Here is a 22,287-nt window from a genome sequence, read left to right as displayed (position 1 = left end):
CCCATGATCCAAGCCAAGCAGGCGCTGCTCGCCGCACTCGCCGACTCTCTCCAGGAAATCGCCCCCGGCTCGAATGCCGCCGTGGCCTTCGAATCCCCCAAGCAGGCTGCCCATGGCGACTTCGCCTGCACGGCCGCCATGCAGCTGGCCAAGCCGCTGAAGGCCAACCCGCGAGAACTGGCCACCCGCCTGATCGAAGCCCTGCAGGCCAAGCCGGCCTTCCAGACCTGGGTGCAGGCCCTGGAGATCGCCGGCCCCGGCTTCATCAACATCCGCCTGAAGCCCGAGGCCAAGCAGGCCGTCGTCGCCGAGGTGCTGGCCGCCGGCGCCAAGTTCGGCCACCGCGCGGCGACGGGCAAGCACGTGATGATCGAGTTCGTGTCGGCCAACCCGACCGGCCCGCTGCATGTCGGCCATGCCCGCCAGGCCGCCCTGGGCGATTCGCTGTGCTCGGTTTTCCAGAGCCAGGGCCACGACGTCACCCGCGAGTTCTATTACAACGACGCCGGCGTGCAGATCGCCACGCTGGCCAACTCCACGCAGATGCGCCTGAAGGGCATCAAGCCCGGCGACGCCGGCTGGCCCGAGGCGGCCTACAACGGCGACTACATCCAGGACATTGCCGACGCCTTCCTGCGCAAGGAGACCGTCAAGGCCGACGACCGCGAGTTCACCGCCTCGGGCGATATCGACGACCTGGACAGCATCCGCCAGTTCGCCGTGGCCTATCTGCGCCACGAGCAGGACCTGGACCTGCAGGCCTTCGGCCTGAAGTTCGACAACTACTTCCTGGAATCCAGCGTCTACGCCGGCGGCCAGCTGGAGAAGGCTGTGGAGCGCATCGTCGACGCCGGCAAGACCTACGAAGAAGGCGGGGCGCTGTGGTTCCGCTCCACCGACTACGGTGACGACAAGGACCGCGTCATGCGCAAGAAGGACGGTGGCTTCACCTACTTCGTGCCCGACGTGGCCTACCACGTCAACAAGTTCGAGCGCGGCTACACGCAGTGCATCAACATCCAGGGCACCGACCACCACGGCACCATCGCCCGCGTGCGCGGCGGCCTGCAGGCGCAGAACCTGGGCATCCCGCAGGGCTTCCCGGACTACGTGCTGAACAAGATGGTCACCGTCATGAAGGACGGCGCGGAGGTCAAGATCTCCAAGCGCGCCGGCTCCTATGTGACGCTGCGCGACCTGATCGACTGGACCAGCCGCGACGCGGTGCGCTTCTTCCTGATCAGCCGCAAGGCGGACACCGAGTTCGTCTTCGACGTCGACCTGGCGCTGAAGGCCAACGACGAGAACCCGGTGTTCTATGTGCAGTACGCGCATGCGCGCATCTGCTCGGTGATCCGCAAATGGGGTGGTGACGTGTCGACCATCGCCGGTGCCGACCTCAGCCTGCTGACCGCGCCGACCGAGGAAGCGCTGATGCTCAAGCTGGCCGCCTACCCCGACATGCTGGCGGGCGCTGCCGCCGGCATCGCGCCGCACGACGTGGCCTTCTATGCCCGCGACCTGGCCGGCGCCTATCACTCCTATTACGGCGCCGAGCGCGTGATGGACCAGGCCCCCGAGCTGAGCCGCGCCCGCGTGGCCCTGCTGGCCGCCACGCGCCAGGTGCTGGCCAATGCCCTGGGCATGCTGGGCGTCAGCGCGCCCGAGCAGATGAACCGCGACACTGCTGAAACTCCTTCGGAAAGCTCGGAGAACGAATGACTGCTGCTTCCAAACCCGCCGGCCACAAGAACCAGAAAGGCGGCTTCGTCCTCGGCCTCATCGTGGGCCTGCTGGTCGGCCTGGCCGTAGCCCTCGGCGTGGCCCTCTACATCACCAAGGTGCCCATCCCCTTCGTCAACAAGGTGCCGCAGCGCACCGCCGAGCAGGACGCGCAGGAAGCCGAACGCAACCGCAACTGGGACCCGAACGCGCCGCTGGCCGGCAAGGCCGCCCGCAGCGCCAGCGGCGTCGTCAATGCGCCGGTCGCCACGGTGCCGCCGCCGGCGACCACGACCGCCAGCACCGCCGCCGCAACGGCCAGCGCCGCCGCCACTGCGGCCCTGCCGCCGCCCAAGCCCGCGGCCCCCAAGGCCGAAGCGCCGGCGGCATCCACGCCCACGACGGCCGCCGCCACCGGCGCCGACGCCTATGTCTACTTCGTCCAGGCCGGCGCCTTCACGCGCCCCGAGGAGGCCGAAAGCCAGAAGGCCAAGCTGGCCATCCAGGGCTTCACGGCCAAGGTCATGGAGCGCGAGCAGAACGGCCGCACCGTCTTCCGCGTGCGCCTCGGCCCCTCGGACACCCGTGAAGCCGCCGAAGACCTGCAGCGCAAGATTGAGGGGGCTGGCTTCGAGGCCAACCTCGTTCGTGTACAACGCTGACCGCATTACCGCCTGAAGGATGACTGCCGCCATGAAGCGACGCGACTTTTCCGCCCTCCTCGCCACTGCGCCCCTGGCTGGCGCCGCGAGCGACGCCCTCGCCCAGGGTGGCCCCATCGAGGGCCGCAACTACATGGTGCTGAACCCGGCGCTGCCGACCGCGCCGGGCAAGATCGAGGTCGTCGAGTTCTTCTGGTACGGCTGCCCGCACTGCTTTGCCTTCGAGCCCGCCATCGAGGCCTGGACCAAGAACCTGCCGACCGACGTCGCCTTCCGCAAGGTGCACGTGGCCTTCCGCGCCAACGTCAAGATCCACCAGCGCATGTTCTATGCGCTGGAGTCCATGGGCAAGGAAGCCGCCGCCCGCCCGGCCATCTTCAATGCCATGCACCAGCAGGGCCTGGCCCTGGACGACGCCAAGAGCCAGGCCAAGTTCCTCAGCCCCCTGGGCATCGATCCGGTCAAGTACCAGGACGCCTACAACTCCTTCGGCGTGCAAACCAAGTGCACCCAGGCCGAGAAGCTGTCCGAGGCCTACCGCATCGACGGCGTGCCCAGCATCGGCGTCGCCGGCCGCTTCCTGACTTCGCCCAGCGACGCCGGCAAGGGCCTGGCCCAGCGCCTGCCCGAGCAGGAACTCGGCCAGAAGGCGCTGCAGATCGTCGAATTCCTGATCCAGCGGGCCAGGAATAAAGCATGAAGCGTCGCCACGCCACCACGGCCCTGATCGCCGCCGGCTTCGCGCCTGCGGTGCTCGCCCAGGGCGGCCCGGTCGAGGGCAAGCACTACACGCGCCTGGGTCAGACGCTGCCGGGCACGCCCGGCAAGATCGAGGTCGTCGAGTTCTTCTTCTACAAGTGCCCGCACTGCAACGCCTTCGACCCGCTGCTGGAGGCCTGGCTGCACCAGCTGCCGGCGGACGTCAGCTTCCGCCGCGTGCCGGTGGGCCAGCAGGCCATGCTGAAGCTGCACCAGCGCATGTTCTATGCGCTGGAAGCCATGGGCGCGCTGACACCGGCCGTGCACAGCGGCATCTTCAACGCCTTCCACCGCGGCGGTGTCGATGCCAATGACGAGGCGGCCGTCGTCGCCCTCGTCAGCCGCCTGGGCGTGGATGCGGCCAAGTTCAAGCAGACCTTCAATTCCTTCGGCATCCAGGCCAAGGTCCAGCAAGGCAACAAGCTGGCCGAACTGGCGGGCGCCAATGAAGTGCCGGCCCTGGTCATCGCCGGCCGCTGGCGCACCAGCCCCGGCCAGGCCGGCACGCCGGGCCAGAGCGAGGCAGCCCAGGGCCAGCAGGCCATCGCCGTGGCGGACTTCCTCGTCAAGATGGCACGGGCCGGCAAGGTTTCCTGACGCACTTGCCGTGGCGGAAAGGCTGGAGACGGTGGCTGGCCCCTAGAATGGCCTGCAACTTCCGTGCCGCCATGCCACGCCACCTGATCCCGCTCGCTCTCGTGCTTGTCTTCTCCGCCGCCCAGGCCGAGAAGGCCGACCGGCTCAAGCCCATGGTCTTCACGGCCGACAAGGAGGGCCGGATCGACAGCGTCAACCAGCGCACCGAGCTGTTTGGCAACGTCATCATCACCAAGGGCAGCCTGATGCTGAACGCCGAGAAGGTGGATGTGCGCGAGACCCGCGACGGCTACCACCAGGCCTATGCCACCGGCGCCACGGGCAAGCCGGTCAGCTTCCGCCAGGCGCGCGACACGCCCGGCGAGTCCATCGAAGGACGCGCCGACCAGCTCGAGTACGACACCCGCACCGAGACCGTGCGCTTCATCGGCAACGCCAATGTGCGACGCATTCGCGGCGCGACGGTGGCCGATGAGGTCACCGGCGCCGTCATCGTCTACGACAGCCGCACCGAAGTCTTCGCGCTGGAGGGCGGCAGCGCCTCGCCCAACCCGAACGGCCGCGTGCGCATGGTGCTGATGCCACGTGCCCAGCCCGACACGCCGGCCTCGGCGCCGCCCGCCGCGCTGCCGCTGCAGCCGTCCACGACGATCACGCCGCCGAAAAAGCCCTCATGACCGCGGTCGCAGAGTCCGTCACCAGCCGCCCCATGGCGGAATGCGGCAGCCGCCTCGAAGCCGAGGCGCTGGCCAAGACCTACGGCGTGCGCAAGGTCGTCAAGAACGTCCATGTGCGCGTCGACTGCGGCGAGGTCGTCGGCCTGCTCGGCCCCAACGGTGCCGGCAAGACGACCAGCTTCTACATGATCGTCGGCCTCGTGCGGTCGGACGCCGGCGTCATCCGCATCGACGGCGCCGAAGTGCAACGCCTGCCCATCCATGCGCGGGCCCGCCTGGGCCTCTCCTATCTGCCGCAGGAAGCCTCGATCTTCCGCAAGCTCACCGTCGAGCAGAACATCCGCGCCGTGCTGGAACTGCAGCAGGATGACCGCGGCAAGGCCCTGTCCAAGGCGCGCATCGACGAGCTGCTGAACGGCCTGCTGCACGACCTCTCCATCGAGGGCCTGCGCGACAGCCCCGCGCCGGCGCTGTCAGGCGGCGAACGCCGCCGCGTCGAGATCGCCCGCGCGCTCGCGACCCAGCCGCGCTTCATCCTGCTGGACGAGCCCTTCGCCGGCGTCGATCCCATCGCGGTGCTGGAGATCCAGCGCATCATCAGTTTCCTGAAGGCGCGCGGCATCGGCGTGCTGATCACGGACCACAACGTCCGCGAGACGCTGGGCATCTGCGACCGCGCGTACATCATCAGCGAGGGCGCCGTGCTCGCCGAAGGCACGCCCGACGAGATCGTGGCCAATGCCGACGTGCGCAAGGTCTATCTCGGCGAAAATTTCCGGATGTAGAGATGATGAGCCCCCCGTCCAGTCTTGCCGCGCTGAACGCGGGCCAGCCTAGCCGGCCCCCCGAGGGTGCGGCGATGCTTGCGGCATCGAGCCGCAAGCACATCGCCGTGGCGGGCCGGCTCGGGAGCGGCCCAGCGCTCGGCCCGGAATACAGCGGTCTCCCAGGATGAAGCAGACCCTTCAGGTCCGCCTCAGTCAGCATCTCGCGCTGACGCCCCAGCTGCAGCAATCCATCCGCCTGCTGCAGCTGTCCACGCTGGAGCTGCACCAGGAAGTCGAGCAGATGCTGGCCAGCAACCCGCTGCTCGAGACGGAAGAAGAGTTCACCGTCAGCACCCCCGAGCTGGCCAGCAACGCGCCGGCCGAGTCGTCTGCCGCCGAAACCAGCAGTGACAGCGGCACCGAAGCCGACACCGCCGAGGCGCCCGAGCTGAGCGGCGAGGACTTCGGCGGCACCGAGCGCGAGGACTGGGAGAACGGCACCGAGAAGGACGACTTCGACGGCATCCGCGAGCTGCCCAGCAGCTCCGGCAGCGGCAGTGACGACGACGGCGAGCGTGAGAGCCAGGAGTACGCCGAACTGACGCTGGCCGAGCACCTCACCCAGCAGCTCGCCGGCCACCACCTGTCGCCGCAAGACCGCGCCGCCATGCAGGTGCTGATCGAGTCACTGAACGAGGACGGCTACCTCGAAGACCCGCTCGACGAGATCGCTGCGGCCCTCATCGAGGACGCCGAGAGCCGCGAGGAGCTGCTGGACCACCTGCGCATCGCGCTGCAACTGCTGCAGAGCCTGGAGCCGGCCGGCATCGGCGCGCGCGACCTGTCGGAATGCCTGGTGCTGCAGCTGCGCGCCTGCCCCAAGTGCCCGGCCCAGGTCATCGCCATCCTGATCTGCAAGGGTCATCTGGAATTGCTGGCCCGGCGCGACATGCGCCGCCTGATGGCCGAAACCGGCGCCGACGAAGTCCTGCTGCGCGAGGCCCAGGGGCTCATCACCCAGCTCGAACCCAAGCCCGGCCGGCGCTTCGCCCAGGGCGCCGCGGCGGCCATCGTGCCCGACGTCATCGTGCGCAAGAGCGGCCGCGAGTTCCGCGTCATGCTCAACCCCGAGGTGGCGCCCAAGCTGCGCATCAACGACCTCTATGCCAACGCGCTGCGCGCGACCCGTGGCGGCATCAGCAACTCGCCGCTGGGCGGCCAGCTGCAGGAGGCGCGCTGGTTCATCAAGAACATCCAGCAGCGCTTCGACACCATCCTGCGCGTGAGCACGGCCATCGTGGAGCGCCAACGCGGCTTCTTCACGCATGGCGAGCTGGCCATGAAGCCGCTGGTGCTGCGCGAGATCGCCGACGAACTCGGCCTGCACGAATCCACCATCTCGCGCGTGACGACGGCCAAATACATGGCCACCAGCTGGGGCACCTTCGAGCTGAAGTATTTCTTCGGCTCGGGGCTCAGCACCGAGGCCGGCGGCGAAGCGTCCAGCACCGCGGTGCGCGCGCTGATCAAGCAGTTCGTCGCGGCCGAGGACATCAAGAAGCCGCTGTCGGACAGCGCGCTCGCGGCCATGCTGGAGGAGCAAGGCATCCAGTGCGCGCGGCGCACGGTGGCCAAATACCGCGAAGGCATGAAGATCGCGCCGGCGAATTTGCGCAAGGCGCTGTGAGCCAGGCTGCTTGACGTGCGGATGACTGCAATCTTGCTGGTGTTGGCGGCCGGCGCCATTCGCGCTGCTGCAGCCCCAATGCCACCGCTTCCAACCTTCCGTGAAGCATTCCTTCGAGCGCCTCCAGCGGCCATGGAGCCGGCATCTTCGGAGGGGGCCATCATGGTGATGGAACCGATTGCCGGATTGCCTAAGCGAAGCGAGGTTGTTGCCGTGAAGCTGCCTGGCACCGACAGCCTTTTCGCACTGCGGGTCGTCGCGCTACCCGGCGAGCAGGTTGCATTTGATGATGGCTATCCGGTCATCGACAACGTCAAGCGAACCGATCTCGTGCAATGGATTCCGCCAAGGATGACCGGATGGAGTTCATTCCCGAAATGGGGGCAAGTCTTGAAGGTGCCTTCCGCCTCGTACTACGTACTTGCAGACAACCATGGTGAAGGCGCCGTCGACTCTCTGACTCATGGCGCAGTCCCCCGTTCATCCATAGCCGGTGCGCTATCGACATGGGATGAGGTTTTGCATGAACCTGGCCGGATGAAAGCCGTCTTCGGGCGAGCGTTCAAGGACATGAGCTCGCGCCTTCCCATCAACTCCGATGGGTGGCAACTCGTCGATATCGAAATACTGGACGACCTGGATCTCCGATTCACCTATCGGACATCTGCACCTGGCACTGAGGTCGACCGAGCGGCGCTACAGGATGCAGCTTGTCAAACTAACTGGTTCAATCAGGCCAACGGCCTCAGGCTGAGGTATCGGGTCATGGCAGGGACAAACACTCGTTTCGAGACGATGATTGAACAGTCGGCGTGCCACGGCAAGCGCTGAAAGCATCACTCGCGCGACACCCCCTTCTCTGGCGCCAGCGGCTCGAACACGAATCGCAGGCTCCGCGTGTAGCTCTCGGCCTTGGTGCCGGCGTGGTGCTCAATACGCACCATGGTCTAGCCAGCCGTGAAGGCGCCCTTGCGCCACTCCCGCGGCGACTGCCCCGTGTGGGCCCGGAAGGCGCGTGACAGCGCCGCCTCGCCGCCGTAGCCCACGTCCATGGCGATGTGCTTGAGCGAGCGGCCCTCGCGCAGCCCCTTCTGCGCCAGGCCGATGCGCCAGCGCTGCAGGTAGACGCCGGGCGTGCAGCCGACCACGTCGCGGAAACTGTTGGCGAACACCGTGCGTGACATGCCGGCCGCCGCAGCCAGCTCTTCCAGCGGCCAGTCGCGCTGCGGCGCCTCGTGCAGGGCCACCAGCGCGCTGCGCAGCTTGGGGTGTGACAGGCCGGCCAGCATGCCGGACTCGACCTGGCCCTGGCTCATCAGCTCGCGCAGCACCCAGATCAGCAGCACCTCGAACAGCCGGTCCAGCATCAACTGGCGGCCGCAATGGGTGGCCTCGGCCTCCGCAAACAGCTGCTCCAGCACCGGCGCGCAGCCGGGCACCGAGGCCAGCGGCAGGCAGACCCAGGGCGGCAGGGCCGCCGCGACGGGGTGGCTGGCACCGCCCTCGAAGGCCATGTGGGCGCACAGGAACTGCGCGCCGCAGCTCGGGTCCGTCACGAAGCGGTGCGCCAGCGGGCGGGGGTAAAGCAGCAGGCTGGGCTCGGCGATGCGCAGCGGCTCGGGCCTGCCGTCGTGGTGCACCTCCACGCCACCCTCGCGGATCAGGTGCAACTGGCCACGCCCGGCCTGGGGCTCCAGGCTGTTGACGCCGCACAGCGGGCCCACCTGAAAAGTCTCGGCCCGCACGGCGAAGTGGGTGAAGAGAGCGGCAAGTCGATCGGCCATGGTCAGTACGAAATGCAAAGTTAAACGTACTTTATGGCATTTCTGGTACGAGCATCGTCGGCACAGTTCGTTCTGTCGCAAGACCACTCGATCCCCCCCAACGCACCGACTTCCCAGGAGCCTGCCATGACCCGCCAACCCAGCTTCAACCGCGCCGTTTTCCAGCTGCTGCTCGCCAGCGCCGCCCTTGTCGGCACCGCGGCCAACGCCCAGTCCTATGTGACGGACCCCGAGTCGGGCGCCAGCGTCAGCGTGGCGTCCACCGTGTCGCGGGCCGAGGTGCTGGCCGACCTGAAGGTCTACCAGGAGTCAGGCCTCGCCGCCGCCGAGCGCGCCGCGGCCGAGACCGGCCAGGACACCCCGGCCCTGCGCGCGGCCCGGGAGCGCTATGTCGCGCTGCGCCAGGGCGAGCGCTACGCCGCCCTGGTCGCCCAGTACCGCGCCGCCAAGGCCTGATCCCGCCACTGCCCCCCCCTCAGGAGACCTCACCATGAACGCCTTCACCCGCCTCGCCCTCGCCGCCACCCTCGCCATCGGCGGATTCGCCGTCCAGACCCAGGCCAGCGCCGCCCCGAATGCCGCGGCCGCAGTCGCCAGCCAATATGTGGCCGCCGCCGACGGCACGCCGCTCTACGTCAAGGACTGGGGCCCCAAGACCGGCCCGGTCGTCGTCTTCAGCCACGGTTGGCCGCTGAACGCGGACAGCTGGGAAGCGCAGATGCAGTTCCTGGCCGAGCGCGGCTTCCGCGTCATCGCCCATGACCGCCGCGGCCACGGCCGCTCGGGCCAGCCCTGGGCCGGCAACACCATGGACCAGTACGCCGACGACCTCGACGCCGTGCTGCGCACCCTGGACGTGAAGCGCGCCACGCTGGTGGGCTTCTCCACCGGCGGCGGCGAGGTGGCCCGCTACGTCGGCCGCCATGGCACGGCGCGCGTCGCCAAGGTCGTGCTGGTGAGCGCCGTCACGCCCATGCTGGGCGCCAGCCCCACCAACCCCCATGGCGTGCCCGAGGCCGTGTTCGACAGCCTGCGCAAGGCCTCGCTTGACAACCGCGCCCAGCTCTACAAGGACATCGCCGGCGGCCCCTTCTTCGGCTTCAACCGCCCGGACGCCAAGCCCTCGACCGGCCTGGTCGACAGCTTCTACGTGCAGGGCATGCAGGCTGGAGCCAAGGCCACCTACGACAGCATCGAGGCCTTCTTCCACTCCGACTTCCGCGCGGACCTGAAGAAGGTCGATGTGCCGACCCTGGTCATCCACGGTGCCGATGACCAGATCGTGCCCATCGAGACCACCGGCCGTGCCACGGCCAGGCTGGTCAAGGGCGCGCGCCTGATCGAGTACGCCGGCGGCCCGCATGGCATCACCGACACGCACAAGGATCGCCTCAACCAGGACTTGCTGGACTTCGTCAGCAAGTAAACGGTCCGACCTGCGGGACGAGCGCCGGGCCGCTCCCTAGCCGGCCCGCCTCAGGCGATGTGCTTGCGGCTCGATGCCGCAAGCATCGCCGTCCCCTCGGGGGCTGAGGCCGGACACAGGGCGTCCAGTGGACGGCCTGTGCCTACCGAAGGGCCGCGGCGCAAGACGCGGCGCGGTCTGCAAGACCGACCAGGCACGCCCGCGTCCAGCAGGGCGGGATTGGGCGAGGGGCTTAGTCCCGGGACGGGCCCTTCTCCGGCGCCAGCGGCTCGAACACGAAGCGCATGCCGCGCGTGTAGCTCTCGGCCTTGGTGCCGGCATGGCGCTCGCCGTCGATGGTGCGGTTCTGGAACACCAGCTCCGGATGCTTCAGCTCCGGCAGCAGGGCCTGGTAGCGCTTGATGCCGGCCAGGAAACCCGGCCACTCGTATTCGGCCCCGGTCACATAGAGCCGCGCCTTGATGGGCTTGCCCGTCGCCGCGTAGGCCTTGGCCCGGCCGATGATCCAGTCGCCACCCACCACGACGGCCGGGCTGGCGGCGATATAGCCCTTGAAAAGCTCGGGCCGGGCATACATCGCGTGCAGGGCGAACAGGCCGCCCAGCGAGCTGCCAGCCAGATAGCGCTGGGCCGGGTCGGCGCGGTAGTCGCGCTCCACCAGCGGGAAGATGTCCTTCTCCAGCGAAGCGATGAATTGGTCGGCATGGCCGCCGTTGCCGTCGCCCATGCGCACCGGCGACAGCTCCCAGTCGCGCAGCGTCTGGTAGTCGGGTTTGTCGCCGGCATAGCCCAGGCCGACGATGATGAACTCCGGTACGACCTCGTCGTATTTCAGGTTGTTGTACGAGGCGACGACGGTGGCGAAGTCCCAGTAGCCGTCGGTCACGTAGAGCACCGGATAGCGGCGCTTGGGGTCCTTGGCAAAGGAGCCGGGCAGGTGGATGTGCAGCTGATACGTGCGGCCATCGGCGTTCTTCGGCAGCACGCGCAATTGGCTGTTGGAAACCGTGTGCGGCGGATACGCCGTCTGGGCCTGCGCCTGGAGGGCGGTGAGCAGGAAGGCGAGAGACAGGACGAATCGCTTCATGAGGCAGCACGCGGCAGATGGCAACGCTGTCAGTTTAGAGGCCGGCGACAATGCGGCCCGTGAGCCTGCCCAACAAACTTTCCCTGTTCGTGTCCTGTGCCGGTGGCGTCGAGCCGCTGCTTGAAGAGGAGCTGAAACGCTTCCTGCCGCCCGGCGTGCGCAGCAAGGTCGAACCGCTGCGAGGCGGCTGCGGCGTGGTCGGCAGCCTTGAAGACGCGATGCAGATCAACCTCGAGAGCCGGCTCGCGCAGCGCGTGCTCATCGAGCTGATCGAAGGCCCCTACCGCCACGAGGACGATCTCTATGTGCTGGCCGGCCGCGTCGACTGGAGTGACTGGATCACGCCGCGGCACACCATCCGCGTCGACACCGTCGCGCAGCGCTCGCCGCTGAAGAGCCTGAACTTCACGACGCTGCGCATCAAGGACGCGATCTGCGACCAGCTGCGCGAGCAGACCGGCGAACGCCCCAGCGTCGACACCTATTCGCCTGACCTGCCGGTGCTGCTGCACGTCGGCCCCGAGCGCGCGGCGCTGTATGTGGACACCTCGGGCGAACCGCTGTTCAAGCGCGGCTGGCGCGTCGACAAGGGCGATGCGCCGCTGAAGGAGACGCTCGCCGCCGCCATGCTCGCCGCTGCCGGCTGGCGCGGTGACAGCGCGCTGCACGACCCCTGCTGCGGCTCCGGCACCATCCCCATCGAGGCCGCGCTGATCGCCTGCGACTCGGCACCCGGCCTCACGCGCCGCTTCGCCTTCGAGCGCCAGATCCCGTTCTCGACGCCCGACATGAAGACGGCCTGGGCCGGCATCACCCAGGCAGCCCGCGCGCGCATCCACCCGCCGGCCGTGCCCATCTATGCCAGCGATGTCGCCTTCCGCATGGTCGACTTCGCGCGCCGCAATGCCGAGCGCGCCGGCGTGGCCGCCTACATCCAGTTCAACGGCGGCGACGCGCTGGAGCGGCCTGCACCGCAACTGCCCGAAGGCATGCCCGGCGCCATCGTCATGAACCCGCCCTACGGCGAGCGCATCGAGGTGCGTGGCAAGGCGGCCATGTCGCGGGACGCGCGGGGCTCCGAAGAGCTGGACGCGGGGGACGACTTCTTCCCGCGCCTGGCCGCGCACTGGAAGCGCCAGTACACCGAGAACCCGGCCGGCTGGACGGCCTGGATGCTGAGTCCCGACATGAAGCTGCCCAACAAGATGCGGCTGAAGGAGTCGCGCCGCGTGCCGATGTGGAACGGCCCCATCGAATGCCGGCTGTTCCGCTTCGACCTCGTCAAGGGCTCGGCACGCAAGCCGGCCGAAGGCGATGCGCCCGCGTGAGCTGATCGCCGCTGCGGCTTTGGCGCTTGCCGCGGCCGCGGCGCAGGCCGACCCCTGCACGCTGGTGTTCGGCCAGGGCCGCAACCCGCCGCTGCGCGGTGGACCGAACTGGGACGAACTGAACCAGCGCTTCAACGCCGCGGTCGCCAATGCCCTCGACGCCGACGGCCGGCGCGTCATCCCGATGACGGCGTCTGCCGTGCAGATCGACCCCGAAGCGGCCGGCATCGCGCTACTGCAGGAGGCCGACCGCCTGCGCTGCGCCACCCTGGTGGAGACCGCGCTGTTCGCCGACGAGCAGGACACGCTGGTGCTGCGCTTGCGCGTCTACCCGCTGCTGCCCACGCTGGGTGATGGCGGCACCATCGTCGGCCTGCGCATCGGCACGCCGCTGTTCGTCACGCAGCGTGATCTGTCAATGGCGGCGCTCACGCGCCTAAAGCCCGACCTGGTCGGCCAGCAGATGGCGGCTGAATACCTTCAGCACGACCGGCGTTGATAAACCGCCTGCACGATCAGCGCCAAGGCGCACAGCGCGATGGGCACCAGGCTGGCCCAGTTCATCCATTGCCAGCCGCCGGTCGTGACGAGGGCGCCTGAGGAGAACGAGGTCAGCGTCATCGTCGCGTAGACGCCGGTGTCCAGCAGGCCTTGCGCGCGCGTCTTCTCCTCGGGCCGGTAGGCCTGGGTGAACAGCGTCGTGCCGCCGATGTAGAGGAAGTTCCAGCCCACGCCGAGCAGCAGCAGGGCGCCGAGGAAGTGGTCCAGGTCCTGACCCGACAGCGCGAAGGCGACGCAGCCCAGGTTGAGCAGCACGCCCACCGTCATGACCGGCAGCACGCCGACGCGCTTGATCAGCGGCCCGGTGAAGAAGCTCGGCACGAACATGCCCAGCACATGCCATTGCAGTACCGTGCCTGCGTCGGAGAACGGCAGGCCGCATTGGCCCATGGCGATGGGCGTGGCCGCCATCAGCAGGTTCATGACGCCATAACCGAGCGCACTCGCGGCCAGCGCGACCATGAAGACCGGTTGCCGCAACAGCTCGGCGCTGCTGCGGCCACCGGCGCCGGGCGCGGGCCGCGTCAGGGCCGGGAAGTCGATCAGCGAGATCAGCACCAGGCCGGCCAGCGCGACCCCGATCAGCAGCAGATAGGCGCCAGCGAAAGGTGCCATCAGCAGGTTCTTGCTGGCGCCGGCCAGCCAGGGGCCGAGCACCGCGCCCAGGCAGCCACCGGCCAGCACCCAGGAGATGGCGGCTTCGCGCTTTGCCGGCGCCACGATCTCCGTGGCGGCGAAGCGGTAGAGGGCCGCGCCGGCGTTGTAGTAACCGGCCACCAGCGTCGCGATGACGACGCCCCAGAAGTTCTGGTCCTGCACGCTCCACAACGAGATCGCGCAGCTGACGATGGCCACGAGCAGCCCGATCTGGAAACCGCGCCGGCGCCCGAAGCGCAGCTGGTGGCGGCCCACCATGCGCGCCATCAGCGCGCCGCCTGCCACATAGGCGCAGATCGGCAGCGTCGCCATCCACGGCCGCGGCGCCAGCGCCAGGCCGACCAGGCCATTGATGGCCATGAAGCAGATGTTGTTGGTGAGGAAGAGGCCCTGGGCCAGGACGAGGAGGGCCAGCTTCCTGTTCACGACAGAGCCAGCCAGGAGAGCACGGCCAGCGGTGCGGTGTCGGCGCGCAGCACACGCGGGCCCAGCGTGACGGCGGCAAAGCCGCGGGCACGGGCGGCGTCTTCCTCGGCGTCGCTCAAGCCGCCCTCGGGGCCGCTGAGGAAGAGCGCGCGCTGCTGAGGGAATGCGGCCAGCGGCGACGCGGCACGCGGGCTCAGCAGGCCGCGCCATTCGTCGTCACGATCCGGCAGCGCCGCGAGCCAGGCGGACAAGGACATGACGGCCTCGATGCGCGTCGGCACCGTGCGCCCGCTCTGCTCGGCCGCCGCGATGGCCACGCCCTGCCAGTGGGCGCGCTTCTTGTCGGCCCGCTCGCCATTCAGGCGCAGCACCGAGCGCTCGCCCATCAGCGGCTGGACGGCGGCGGCGCCCAGTTCGGTGGCCTTCTCGACCAGGAAGTCCATGCGGTCATTGGCGGGCATGACGACGGCCAGCGTGATCTGCCGGGCCAGCTCGCGCTGCGGCTGCGCGGCCTCCATGAGCTTCACACGCACCTCGCTGCGGCCCATGGCCGTCACCTCGGCCTGCCACTCGGGGCCGCTGCCGTCGAAGAGGGTCAGCGCGTCGCCGGGCTGCAGGCGCAGCACCTGCACATGACGGGCAGCACCGGGCGGCAGGGCGATGTCGCCATCGGTCGCGGCGAGCGGGGTATCGACGAAGAAGCGGGGCAAGGCGGGGCGGTGGCGGGTCTGAGACCCGTCAGTGTCCCAGATCAGCGCAGGCCCAGAGCGTCGCGCACGGCGGCCGCGGCGGCCTCGCCCTTGGCCTTCTGCACGCGCTCGACGAGCTGCAGGGCCAGGCCCTGCAAGGTCGCGAGGCTGTCGGCCCGCTCGACCTCGAGGGCAAAGGCATAGCCCTTGAAGGGGCCGAGCAGCTTGGTCGCCTCGCCGCTCAGATAGGTGTACAGGGCCGCGCGGTCCAGCAGCGGCGAATGGCCCGCCGAAGCCGGGGCCGCGGGGGCTGGCGCCGCGGCTGCCGGTGCCGGCGCGGCCGCAGGCGGCTGCACGGGCAGCGGCTGGCCGCCGGCGTTCTGGGCCGCGATCAACCCATGCTGGCGCAGCGTCTCGAAATCGGCTTCGTTCGCACCGGCGACGAGACGCACCCACTCGCTGCCCGGCTTGCTGGCGTCCAGCACAAGCAGCAGGTTGCGCGCGGTGCGCGACAGCGGCAGGGTGCGCGCGCGAATCTCGGCGCGGCCTGCCTCGGTCTTGGAATACAGCAGCTCGATCACGTTTTCTGGCCTCACCCCTGGTCGGACTCACCGCCCGCAGGGCATCGGGAAGCAATCAGCTCTTGTCCCGCAATTCCCTGCGCAGGATCTTGCCAACGGGCGTCTTGGGCAGTTCGGTACGGAACTCCACGATCTTCGGACGTTTGTAGCCCGTCAGGTTGGCCTCGCAATAGGCGCGAACGTCAGCTTCCGTGACATTCGGGTCTTTCTTCACGATGACAACCTTGACCGCCTCGCCAGCCTTGGCGTCCGGCACACCGACGGCGGCGCATTCCAGCACGCCAGGCATCTGCGTGAGGACGTCCTCGACCTCGTTGGGATACACATTGAAACCGCTGACGAGGATCATGTCCTTCTTGCGGTCGACGATCTTGAAATAACCGCGTTCGTCGACGGTGCCGATGTCGCCGGTGCGGAAATAGCCGTCCGCCGTCATGACCTTGGCGGTCTCATCCGGGCGCTGCCAGTAGCCGGCCATGACCTGCGGGCCGCGGATGGCGATTTCGCCGGGCTGGCCCATCGGCACTTCGTTGCCGTCGTCGTCCAGCAGCTGCAGCTCGGTCAGCGGCATCGGCAGGCCGATGGTGCCGCTGTAGGCGGTGCTGTCGGTCGGGTTGCAACTGGCCGACGGCGAGGTCTCGGACAGGCCGTAGCCCTCGACGATGGGGCAGCCCGTCTTCTCCAGCCACAGCTTGGCCGTGGCCTGCTGCACGGCCATGCCGCCGCCGACGGAGATGACCAGCTTGCTCCAGTCCACCGTGCCGAACTCGGGGTGGTTGGCCATGGCCATGAAGAGGGTGTTGACGGCCGGGAAGCTGTGGAAGCGGTGGTTGGCCAGTTCCTTGAACACGGCCGACAGGTCGCGCGGGTTGGGGATCAACACATTGGCGCCGCCCATGTGCATGGACAGCATCATGTTCGTGTTGAAGCCGAAGATGTGATAAATCGGCAGCGCGCAGATGGTGACGACCTGCTCGCCCTTGGGCACTTTCTTCAGCGCTGGCTGGTACCAGGCTTCGCTCTGCAGGATGTTGGCGACGAGGTTGCGGTGCAGCAGCACGGCGCCCTTGGACACGCCGGTGGTGCCACCGGTGTACTGCAGCACGGCGATGTCGTCCGGACCCAGCTTGGGCGCCTTGTAGGTCAGGCTGCGGCCCTTGGAGACGGCGTCATTGAAGCGGACGGCACCCGGCAGGTCGAAGGCCGGCACCATCTTCTTCACCTTGCGCACGACGTAGTTGACGATCGTGCCCTTGACCATGCCCAGCATGTCGCCCATGGCGGCCAGGATGACGTGCTTGGTCGGCACGTTCTTGATGACCTGCTGCAGCACCGAGGCGAAGTTCTCGATGATGACGATGGCCTTGGCGCCCGAGTCCTTGAGCTGATGCTCCAGCTCGCGCGGCGTGTACAGCGGGTTCACGTTGACGACCACATAACCCGCCCTCAGCACGGCGGCCACGGCCACCGGGTACTGGAACAGATTGGGCATCATCAGCGCGACGCGGTCACCCTTCTCCAGGCCCAGGCTCTGCAGATAGGCGGCCAGCGCGCGCGAGGCCTCGTCCACCTGCGCGAAGCTGACGCTCTTGCCCATCATCAGATAGGCAGGCTTGTCGGCGTTCTTCTTGAACGAGGTGTCGAGCAGGTCGACAAGGCTGGGGTAGAGCGACACGTTGACGTCGCGCGGCACCTCGGCCGGGTATTGCTTCAGCCAGATCGGCTCCATGCCTTGTCTCCTTCTTTGTTGCGGCGATTCTGACCGAAGGCTGACAGCCGACGGGTCAGGGGATTCGATAGCGCTCTCCAGGCGGAGCGCTTCCGCGTGTTATTCGACCGCCTTGAGCATGTCCTCGACAACCTTCTTGGCGTCGCCGAAGACCATCATGGTCTTGTCCATGTAGAACAGTTCGTTGTCCAGGCCGGCGTAGCCGGCCGCCATCGAGCGCTTGTTGACGATGATGGTCTTGGCCTTGTAGGCCTCCAGGATGGGCATGCCGTAGATGGCGCTGCCCTTCACGTGGGCGGCCGGGTTCACGACGTCGTTGGCACCCAGGATGATGGCCACGTCGACCTGGCCGAACTCGCCGTTGATGTCTTCCATCTCGAAGACCTGGTCATAGGGCACCTCGGCCTCGGCCAGCAGCACGTTCATGTGCCCAGGCATGCGGCCGGCCACCGGGTGGATGGCGTATTTGACGGTGATGCCCTTCTCGGTGAGCTTGGCGGCCAGTTCCTTCACGGCATGCTGGGCGCGCGCCACGGCCAGGCCGTAGCCCGGCACGATGACGACGCTTTCGGCATTGCCGAGCACGAAGGCCGCGTCGTCGGCGCTGCCGCTCTTGACCGGGCGGGCCTTGCCGTCACCCGTGGCGGCCGTGCCGGCCTCGCCCCCGAAGCCGCCCAGGATCACGTTGAAGAAGCTGCGGTTCATCGCCTTGCACATGATGTAGCTCAGGATCGCGCCCGAGCTGCCCACCAGTGAGCCGGAAATGATCAGCATGCTGTTGTTCAGCGAGAAGCCGATGCCCGCCGCCGCCCAGCCGGAGTAACTGTTCAGCATGGACACGACGACCGGCATGTCTGCGCCGCCGATGGGGATGATCAGCGTCACGCCCAGCACGAAGCCCAGGGCGATGACCAGGCCGAAGTCCATCGCGCTCTGGCTGTGCCAGAAACCGAAGATGAAGAAGGCCGCCGCCAGCCCCAGCACCGCGTTCAGCGCGTGCTGGCCCTTGAACACCACCGGCGCGCCCTGGAAGAGGCGGAACTTGCTGCCGCCCGACAGCTTGCCCCAGGCGATGACGGAGCCGGTGAAGGTGATGGCGCCGATGAAGGCGCCCAGGGCCAGCTCGATGCGGTTGCCGCCCGGGATGGGGGCCAGCGTGCGCGCGGCCACGCCATCTTCCGGCGGGATGGCGGCCAGGGCCGCATCCATGGCCGGCGTGATGCCGAAGGCCGCCGGCTCAGCGACCGCCGCGACTGCAATGGCCACCGCGGCCAGGCCGATCATGCTGTGGAAGAAGGCGACCAGCTCGGGCATCTTGGTCATCTCGACCGTCTTGGCCCGCCAGGCGCCATAGCCACCACCGACGACCAGGCCCAGCAGCACCCAGGCCAGGCCCACGCCGTGGCCGGCCAGCTTGACGATGAGGGCCGCGGTCGTCAGCACGGCGATGGTCATGCCGACCATGCCGAAGAGGTTGCCGCGGATGGACGTCGTCGGATGCGACAGGCCCTTGAGCGCCTGGATGAAACAGACGCTGGCGATCAGATAGAGCAGCGTGACGAGATTGAGGCTCATGCCTTGCCCTCCTTGGCAGCTGCGGGCTTCTTGTCCTTCTTCTTGAACATCTCCAGCATGCGCCGCGTGACGAGGAAGCCGCCGAAGATGTTGACCGCGGCCAGCGCCACGGCCAGCACGCCCATGCCCTTGGCAAACGGCGTCTCGGTCAGCGCCGCGGCCATCATGGCGCCGACGATGACGATGGCCGAGATGGCGTTGGTGACGGCCATCAGCGGCGTGTGCAGGGCCGGCGTGACGGTCCAGACGACGTGGTAGCCCACGTAGATGGCCAGCACGAAGATGATGAGATTGATGATGGTGTGGTCGACGATTTCCATGCTCAGTTCCTCGTGACTTGGCCGTCTTGCGTGACGCGGCAGGCCGCGACGATGTCGTCATCCAGCGGCACGTTGAACGCACCCTCCTTGGTGATGACGAGCTTCAGGAAGTCCAGCACGTTGCGGGCATAAAGCGCCGACGCATCGGCTGCCACCAGGGCCGGCAGATTGGTCTCGCCGACGATGACGACGCCATGCTTGACCACCGTCTTGCCGGCTTCCGTCAGCGGGCAATTGCCGCCGGCCGGGGCCGCGATGTCGACGATGACCGAGCCCGGCTTCATGGCCTTGACCATGTCCTCGGTGACCAGCACCGGCGCCGCGCGCCCGGGGATCAGCGCCGTCGTGACGACGATGTCGGCCGCCGCCACACGCTTGGCCACCTCGGCCTTCTGCCGGTCCAGCCAGCTCTGCGGCATGGGCCGCGCATAGCCGCCCACACCCTCGGCCGCTTCCTTCTCCTCGGCCGTCTCATAGGGCACGTCGATGAACTTGCCGCCCAGCGACTCGACCTGCTCCTTCACCGAAGGCCGCACATCGCTGGCCTCGATGACGGCGCCCAGGCGCTTGGCCGTCGCGATCGCCTGCAGGCCCGCGACACCGACGCCCAGGATGACGACGCGCGCCGCCTTCACGGTACCGGCTGCCGTCATCAGCATCGGGAAGAAGCGCTGGTATCTGTCGGCCGCGATCATGACGGCCTTGTAGCCGGCGATATTGGCCTGGCTGGACAGCACGTCCATGCTCTGGGCCCGCGTCGTGCGCGGCGCGGCTTCGAGCGCGAAGCTCGTCAGGCCTGCACCGGCCATGGCCGTGAGGCCGTCGCGGTCGAAGGGGTTGAGCATGCCGACCAGGGCCGTGCCGGGCTTCATCAGCGGCAGCTCGTCGACACCGGGTGCACGCACCTTCAGCACCAGCTCACTGCCAAGGGCCGCGGCCTGGTCGACGATCTCGCAACCGACCGCTTCATAGGCGGCATCGGTGACGCTGGCGGCGACGCCGGCACCACTCTCGATGCGCAGCGTGTGGCCAGCGGCCTTCAGCTTCTTGGCCGTCTCTGGCGTGACGGCCACGCGGGTCTCTCCGGCCGCGCGTTCGCGCGGGACGCCGATCTGCATGGAAGCTCCTGTCGGGGGGCAAGGGGTCGCGGCAGCTTACACAATGGATGCGCCACCCTGGTGCGGGAATTCGAGAGGAAGTTTCATGGCTGGAACAGATAGGTTTCGCCCCAGCGTCACTGTCGCGGCGGTGATTGCGCGTGGGGACCGCTACCTTTTGGTGGAGGAAGACACCCCCGAAGGCCTGAGGTTGAACAACCCGGCAGGCCATCTGGAGCTGGGCGAAACGCCGATCGAGGCCGTCGTGCGCGAAGCGCTGGAGGAGACGGCACGGGCTTTCACGCCCGAGGCTTTCCTGGGCGTCTACCTGGCCCGCTTCGTCCGCCCGGCGCGATTAGAGGATGTCACCTATGTGCGGCTGGCCTTCAGTGGGGCAGTGGGCGAGGAGATCGCCGGGCGCACGCTGGACCAGGGCATACACCGCACGCTGTGGCTGAGCCTGGATGAGATCCGCGCCAGCCAGGAGCGCCACCGCAGCCCGCTGGTGCTGCGCTGCATCGAGGACCACGCCGCCGGGCGCCGGCTGCCGCTGGACAGCGTGAATTCCGACGCATCGCTGGCCGAGCCGCGGCGCCTGGGCTAGGGTCACAATGCCGCGCGATGCCCCCTAAGCCCTCCCGCTTCCACCGCCAGCGTCTGGCCGCCTGCCTGGCGTTGCCGCTGGGTTGGGTTTTTGGTGCGGCGGCCCAAGCCCAGCCGCTGCAGATCGCCAGCTGGGATCGCGCGACGAATCCGCTGATCGGCATCAGCGAAGCGGTGCTGACGCGGCTGTACGCCGACGTCGGCCAGCCCATGCAGTTCATCGACCTGCCCGCGCGCCGGGCCGGCCTGCAACTGGCCAGTGGCGAGATGGATGCCAACACGCACCGGGCGCGCGACTACATCGAGGCCAACCCCGGCGTCGTCGCCGTGGCCACGCCGCTGGGCCAGGTGCAGCTGCGCGCCTACACGCGCGACCCGACGCTGCGGCTGACGGGCTGGGCCGACCTGCCGCGCTGGCGTGTCGCCCACCTGCGCGGCATCGTGCGCGTGGAGCAGCTGATGCCTGCCGGCGTGCACCGCGTCGAGGCCGGCAACCTGCGCGAGCTGTGGCGGCTGCTGGCCACCGACGCGGCCGACGTGGCCATCCTCAGCGAACTCGCCGGCAGCCCGGCGCAGAGACCGGTTGGCATTCAGGGCCTGCAGCGACTGGACCTCGTGTTGGACGAGCACACCGTCCACCATGTGCTCGCCGCCCGGCATGCGGCCCTGGCCCAGAAGCTCAACGCCGCCCTGCTGCGGCTGCAGGCCAGCGGCGAGCTCGAGGCCCTGCGCCAGTCGACGCTGCAGGCGCTGCTGAAGCGCCAGGGCGGCGGCTGAGGTGCCGGCATGACAGCTCCCGATTTCATCGAGGTCTACGAGGGCGCCCTGAGCCCCGAGGCCTGCCGCGCGCTGGTCGAGCGCTTCCAGGCCAGCCCCCGCGTGCAGCGCGGCGAGACCGGCAGCGGCGTCGATGTCAGCATGAAGGACAGCTGGGACATCGCCATCAGCCGCCACCCCGAGTGGACCGATGCCTGCGAGCAGCTCAACGACGCCGTCATCGCTGGTTTCAAGCACTATCTGCGCCGCTATGCCCATCTGGCACTGGCCCCGCTGAAGCTGCAGATGCAAAGGCCCGACGGCACGGCGGCGCTGCTGGACGCCGACGGCGTTAGCGCGCTGAATGACGAGATGCTGATGGGTCTGATCGCCAAGGTCTTTCGCCCCGGTGCCATCAACCTGCAGCGCTACCAGGCCGACCAGGGCGGCTACCCCTACTGGCATTGCGAGCAGTACCCCAAGCTCGACCAGGGCGAGGCCCTGCACCGCGCCGTGCTGTGGACCCTCTACCTGAACGACGACTTCGCCGCCGGCGAGACGGAATTCCTCTACCAGGGCCGCAAGATCGCGCCGCGCACCGGCAGCCTCTTGATCGCGCCGGGCGGCTTCACCCACACCCACCGCGGCAACCGCCCCCAGGGCGGCGACAAGTTCATCGCCACCTCCTGGGTGCTCTACCAGCGCGCCGAAAGCCTGTTCGGCAAAGGTTGAGGAACCTTGCCCCCAATGCGGCGTGCGCCGCGCCCCCCGAGGGGGCTCGAGAAAACTTGGGGCGG

The 22,287-nt window shown here is 68.4% G+C and carries 24 protein-coding genes; 15 read left to right on the top strand and 9 right to left on the bottom strand.

Going from position 1 to position 22,287, the window contains the following annotated elements; translation table 11 throughout:
* Window positions 1–3: 3 nt before the first annotated feature.
* The 8 genes from argS (at window position 4) to AC1D2H_RS13385 (ending at window position 7,702) form a co-directional block, all read left to right on the top strand.
* Entirely contained in the window at window positions 4–1,722 is a 1,719-nt protein-coding gene (gene argS / locus AC1D2H_RS13420; protein WP_478011304.1) for an arginine--tRNA ligase, read from the top strand.
* On the top strand, window positions 1,719–2,384 hold the full coding sequence (locus AC1D2H_RS13415; RefSeq protein WP_477931688.1) for an SPOR domain-containing protein: 666 nt from the start codon (window positions 1,719–1,721) through the stop codon (window positions 2,382–2,384). Before argS ends, AC1D2H_RS13415 begins: the two co-directional genes overlap by 4 nt.
* A 31-nt stretch (window positions 2,385–2,415) precedes the next feature.
* Window positions 2,416–3,084, top strand: a complete 669-nt coding sequence (locus AC1D2H_RS13410) for a thiol:disulfide interchange protein DsbA/DsbL (RefSeq protein WP_477931689.1) — start codon at window positions 2,416–2,418, stop codon at window positions 3,082–3,084.
* A complete protein-coding gene (locus AC1D2H_RS13405) occupies window positions 3,081–3,740 on the top strand; it encodes a thiol:disulfide interchange protein DsbA/DsbL (RefSeq protein ID WP_477931690.1) in 660 nt (219 codons plus the stop codon). Before AC1D2H_RS13410 ends, AC1D2H_RS13405 begins: the two co-directional genes overlap by 4 nt.
* A 71-nt stretch (window positions 3,741–3,811) precedes the next feature.
* The gene (gene lptA / locus AC1D2H_RS13400) at window positions 3,812–4,417 is read left to right on the top strand and encodes a lipopolysaccharide transport periplasmic protein LptA (protein WP_477931691.1); all 606 of its coding nucleotides are present in this window, start codon (window positions 3,812–3,814) and stop codon (window positions 4,415–4,417) included.
* Complete coding sequence (gene lptB / locus AC1D2H_RS13395; protein ID WP_478011303.1) at window positions 4,414–5,202, top strand: LPS export ABC transporter ATP-binding protein; 789 nt, start codon at window positions 4,414–4,416, stop codon at window positions 5,200–5,202. The genes lptA and lptB overlap by 4 nt, the downstream gene beginning before the upstream one ends.
* Window positions 5,203–5,368: 166 nt before the next feature.
* Entirely contained in the window at window positions 5,369–6,871 is a 1,503-nt protein-coding gene (locus AC1D2H_RS13390; protein ID WP_477931693.1) for an RNA polymerase factor sigma-54, read from the top strand.
* Between the two features lie 21 nt (window positions 6,872–6,892).
* Complete coding sequence (locus tag AC1D2H_RS13385) at window positions 6,893–7,702, top strand: S26 family signal peptidase (protein ID WP_478011302.1); 810 nt, start codon at window positions 6,893–6,895, stop codon at window positions 7,700–7,702.
* A gap of 116 nt (window positions 7,703–7,818) precedes the next feature.
* On the opposite strand, the gene AC1D2H_RS13380 is transcribed toward AC1D2H_RS13385, so the two are convergent.
* Complete coding sequence (locus AC1D2H_RS13380) at window positions 7,819–8,655, bottom strand: AraC family transcriptional regulator (protein ID WP_478011301.1); 837 nt, start codon at window positions 8,653–8,655, stop codon at window positions 7,819–7,821.
* Window positions 8,656–8,781: 126 nt separating this feature from the next.
* Between AC1D2H_RS13380 and AC1D2H_RS13375 the strand changes: the two genes are divergently transcribed.
* Window positions 8,782–9,111, top strand: a complete 330-nt coding sequence (locus tag AC1D2H_RS13375) for a hypothetical protein (protein ID WP_478011300.1) — start codon at window positions 8,782–8,784, stop codon at window positions 9,109–9,111.
* Window positions 9,112–9,145: 34 nt separating this feature from the next.
* Entirely contained in the window at window positions 9,146–10,081 is a 936-nt protein-coding gene (locus AC1D2H_RS13370; RefSeq protein ID WP_478011299.1) for an alpha/beta fold hydrolase, read from the top strand.
* Between the two features lie 232 nt (window positions 10,082–10,313).
* On the opposite strand, the gene AC1D2H_RS13365 is transcribed toward AC1D2H_RS13370, so the two are convergent.
* A complete protein-coding gene (locus tag AC1D2H_RS13365) occupies window positions 10,314–11,168 on the bottom strand; it encodes an alpha/beta hydrolase (RefSeq protein ID WP_478011298.1) in 855 nt (284 codons plus the stop codon).
* A 59-nt stretch (window positions 11,169–11,227) separates the two neighbouring features.
* Between AC1D2H_RS13365 and AC1D2H_RS13360 the strand changes: the two genes are divergently transcribed.
* Together AC1D2H_RS13360 and AC1D2H_RS13355 are read left to right on the top strand one after the other, a co-directional pair.
* Window positions 11,228–12,496: a THUMP domain-containing class I SAM-dependent RNA methyltransferase gene (locus AC1D2H_RS13360; protein ID WP_478011297.1), complete on the top strand. Its 1,269-nt coding sequence runs from the start codon at window positions 11,228–11,230 to the stop codon at window positions 12,494–12,496.
* Window positions 12,483–12,995 carry a hypothetical protein gene (locus tag AC1D2H_RS13355; RefSeq protein WP_477931700.1) on the top strand — a complete coding sequence of 171 codons (513 nt, stop codon included), beginning with the start codon at window positions 12,483–12,485 and terminating at the stop codon, window positions 12,993–12,995. Before AC1D2H_RS13360 ends, AC1D2H_RS13355 begins: the two co-directional genes overlap by 14 nt.
* Here AC1D2H_RS13355 and AC1D2H_RS13350 read toward each other — a convergent pair.
* From AC1D2H_RS13350 to AC1D2H_RS13320, 7 genes are all read right to left on the bottom strand, one after another.
* Complete coding sequence (locus AC1D2H_RS13350) at window positions 12,977–14,140, bottom strand: MFS transporter (protein ID WP_478011296.1); 1,164 nt, start codon at window positions 14,138–14,140, stop codon at window positions 12,977–12,979. The genes AC1D2H_RS13355 and AC1D2H_RS13350 overlap by 19 nt on opposite strands.
* A complete protein-coding gene (locus tag AC1D2H_RS13345; RefSeq protein WP_478011295.1) occupies window positions 14,137–14,850 on the bottom strand; it encodes a 16S rRNA (uracil(1498)-N(3))-methyltransferase in 714 nt (237 codons plus the stop codon). The genes AC1D2H_RS13350 and AC1D2H_RS13345 overlap by 4 nt, the downstream gene beginning before the upstream one ends.
* Window positions 14,851–14,891: 41 nt before the next feature.
* A complete protein-coding gene (locus AC1D2H_RS13340) occupies window positions 14,892–15,410 on the bottom strand; it encodes a hypothetical protein (protein ID WP_478011294.1) in 519 nt (172 codons plus the stop codon).
* A gap of 55 nt (window positions 15,411–15,465) precedes the next feature.
* Window positions 15,466–17,139 (bottom strand): long-chain-fatty-acid--CoA ligase, encoded by a 1,674-nt coding sequence (locus AC1D2H_RS13335; protein WP_478011293.1) that lies wholly within the window; start codon window positions 17,137–17,139, stop codon window positions 15,466–15,468.
* A 99-nt stretch (window positions 17,140–17,238) separates the two neighbouring features.
* Window positions 17,239–18,714: an NAD(P)(+) transhydrogenase (Re/Si-specific) subunit beta gene (locus AC1D2H_RS13330; protein WP_478011292.1), complete on the bottom strand. Its 1,476-nt coding sequence runs from the start codon at window positions 18,712–18,714 to the stop codon at window positions 17,239–17,241.
* A complete protein-coding gene (locus AC1D2H_RS13325) occupies window positions 18,711–19,034 on the bottom strand; it encodes an NAD(P) transhydrogenase subunit alpha part 2 (RefSeq protein WP_457352318.1) in 324 nt (107 codons plus the stop codon). Before AC1D2H_RS13325 ends, AC1D2H_RS13330 begins: the two co-directional genes overlap by 4 nt.
* A 2-nt stretch (window positions 19,035–19,036) precedes the next feature.
* On the bottom strand, window positions 19,037–20,152 hold the full coding sequence (locus tag AC1D2H_RS13320; RefSeq protein WP_478011291.1) for a Re/Si-specific NAD(P)(+) transhydrogenase subunit alpha: 1,116 nt from the start codon (window positions 20,150–20,152) through the stop codon (window positions 19,037–19,039).
* Window positions 20,153–20,237: 85 nt separating this feature from the next.
* Here AC1D2H_RS13320 and AC1D2H_RS13315 point away from each other — a divergent pair, with 85 nt between their 5' ends.
* Genes AC1D2H_RS13315 through AC1D2H_RS13305 form a run of 3 tightly spaced genes read left to right on the top strand, consistent with a single transcriptional unit; the run spans window position 20,238 to window position 22,222 of the window.
* Complete coding sequence (locus tag AC1D2H_RS13315; RefSeq protein WP_478011290.1) at window positions 20,238–20,735, top strand: NUDIX hydrolase; 498 nt, start codon at window positions 20,238–20,240, stop codon at window positions 20,733–20,735.
* A 17-nt stretch (window positions 20,736–20,752) separates the two neighbouring features.
* Window positions 20,753–21,511: a substrate-binding periplasmic protein gene (locus AC1D2H_RS13310; RefSeq protein WP_478011289.1), complete on the top strand. Its 759-nt coding sequence runs from the start codon at window positions 20,753–20,755 to the stop codon at window positions 21,509–21,511.
* A 9-nt stretch (window positions 21,512–21,520) separates the two neighbouring features.
* On the top strand, window positions 21,521–22,222 hold the full coding sequence (locus tag AC1D2H_RS13305) for a 2OG-Fe(II) oxygenase (RefSeq protein ID WP_477935357.1): 702 nt from the start codon (window positions 21,521–21,523) through the stop codon (window positions 22,220–22,222).
* Window positions 22,223–22,287 lie beyond the last annotated feature (65 nt).

The sequence above is a fragment of the Roseateles sp. P1_C1_2 genome (assembly GCF_056406535.1).
The sequence above is the reverse complement of the archived record's forward strand: the minus strand, read 5'-3'. Positions and strand labels throughout refer to the sequence as shown.

What these genes read in the sequence shown, in the direction of transcription:
- argS (WP_478011304.1), top strand. Translation starts at nt 4, where the DNA reads ATGATCCAAGCCAAGCAGGCGCTGCTCGCCGCACTCGCCGACTCTCTC.
- AC1D2H_RS13415 (WP_477931688.1), top strand. Translation starts at nt 1,719, where the DNA reads ATGACTGCTGCTTCCAAACCCGCCGGCCACAAGAACCAGAAAGGCGGC.
- AC1D2H_RS13410 (WP_477931689.1), top strand. Translation starts at nt 2,416, where the DNA reads ATGAAGCGACGCGACTTTTCCGCCCTCCTCGCCACTGCGCCCCTGGCT.
- AC1D2H_RS13405 (WP_477931690.1), top strand. Translation starts at nt 3,081, where the DNA reads ATGAAGCGTCGCCACGCCACCACGGCCCTGATCGCCGCCGGCTTCGCG.
- lptA (WP_477931691.1), top strand. Translation starts at nt 3,812, where the DNA reads ATGCCACGCCACCTGATCCCGCTCGCTCTCGTGCTTGTCTTCTCCGCC.
- lptB (WP_478011303.1), top strand. Translation starts at nt 4,414, where the DNA reads ATGACCGCGGTCGCAGAGTCCGTCACCAGCCGCCCCATGGCGGAATGC.
- AC1D2H_RS13390 (WP_477931693.1), top strand. Translation starts at nt 5,369, where the DNA reads ATGAAGCAGACCCTTCAGGTCCGCCTCAGTCAGCATCTCGCGCTGACG.
- AC1D2H_RS13385 (WP_478011302.1), top strand. Translation starts at nt 6,893, where the DNA reads ATGACTGCAATCTTGCTGGTGTTGGCGGCCGGCGCCATTCGCGCTGCT.
- AC1D2H_RS13380 (WP_478011301.1), bottom strand. Translation starts at nt 8,655, where the DNA reads ATGGCCGATCGACTTGCCGCTCTCTTCACCCACTTCGCCGTGCGGGCC.
- AC1D2H_RS13375 (WP_478011300.1), top strand. Translation starts at nt 8,782, where the DNA reads ATGACCCGCCAACCCAGCTTCAACCGCGCCGTTTTCCAGCTGCTGCTC.
- AC1D2H_RS13370 (WP_478011299.1), top strand. Translation starts at nt 9,146, where the DNA reads ATGAACGCCTTCACCCGCCTCGCCCTCGCCGCCACCCTCGCCATCGGC.
- AC1D2H_RS13365 (WP_478011298.1), bottom strand. Translation starts at nt 11,168, where the DNA reads ATGAAGCGATTCGTCCTGTCTCTCGCCTTCCTGCTCACCGCCCTCCAG.
- AC1D2H_RS13355 (WP_477931700.1), top strand. Translation starts at nt 12,483, where the DNA reads ATGCGCCCGCGTGAGCTGATCGCCGCTGCGGCTTTGGCGCTTGCCGCG.
- AC1D2H_RS13335 (WP_478011293.1), bottom strand. Translation starts at nt 17,139, where the DNA reads ATGGAGCCGATCTGGCTGAAGCAATACCCGGCCGAGGTGCCGCGCGAC.
- AC1D2H_RS13330 (WP_478011292.1), bottom strand. Translation starts at nt 18,714, where the DNA reads ATGAGCCTCAATCTCGTCACGCTGCTCTATCTGATCGCCAGCGTCTGT.
- AC1D2H_RS13325 (WP_457352318.1), bottom strand. Translation starts at nt 19,034, where the DNA reads ATGGAAATCGTCGACCACACCATCATCAATCTCATCATCTTCGTGCTG.
- AC1D2H_RS13320 (WP_478011291.1), bottom strand. Translation starts at nt 20,152, where the DNA reads ATGCAGATCGGCGTCCCGCGCGAACGCGCGGCCGGAGAGACCCGCGTG.
- AC1D2H_RS13315 (WP_478011290.1), top strand. Translation starts at nt 20,238, where the DNA reads ATGGCTGGAACAGATAGGTTTCGCCCCAGCGTCACTGTCGCGGCGGTG.
- AC1D2H_RS13310 (WP_478011289.1), top strand. Translation starts at nt 20,753, where the DNA reads ATGCCCCCTAAGCCCTCCCGCTTCCACCGCCAGCGTCTGGCCGCCTGC.
- AC1D2H_RS13305 (WP_477935357.1), top strand. Translation starts at nt 21,521, where the DNA reads ATGACAGCTCCCGATTTCATCGAGGTCTACGAGGGCGCCCTGAGCCCC.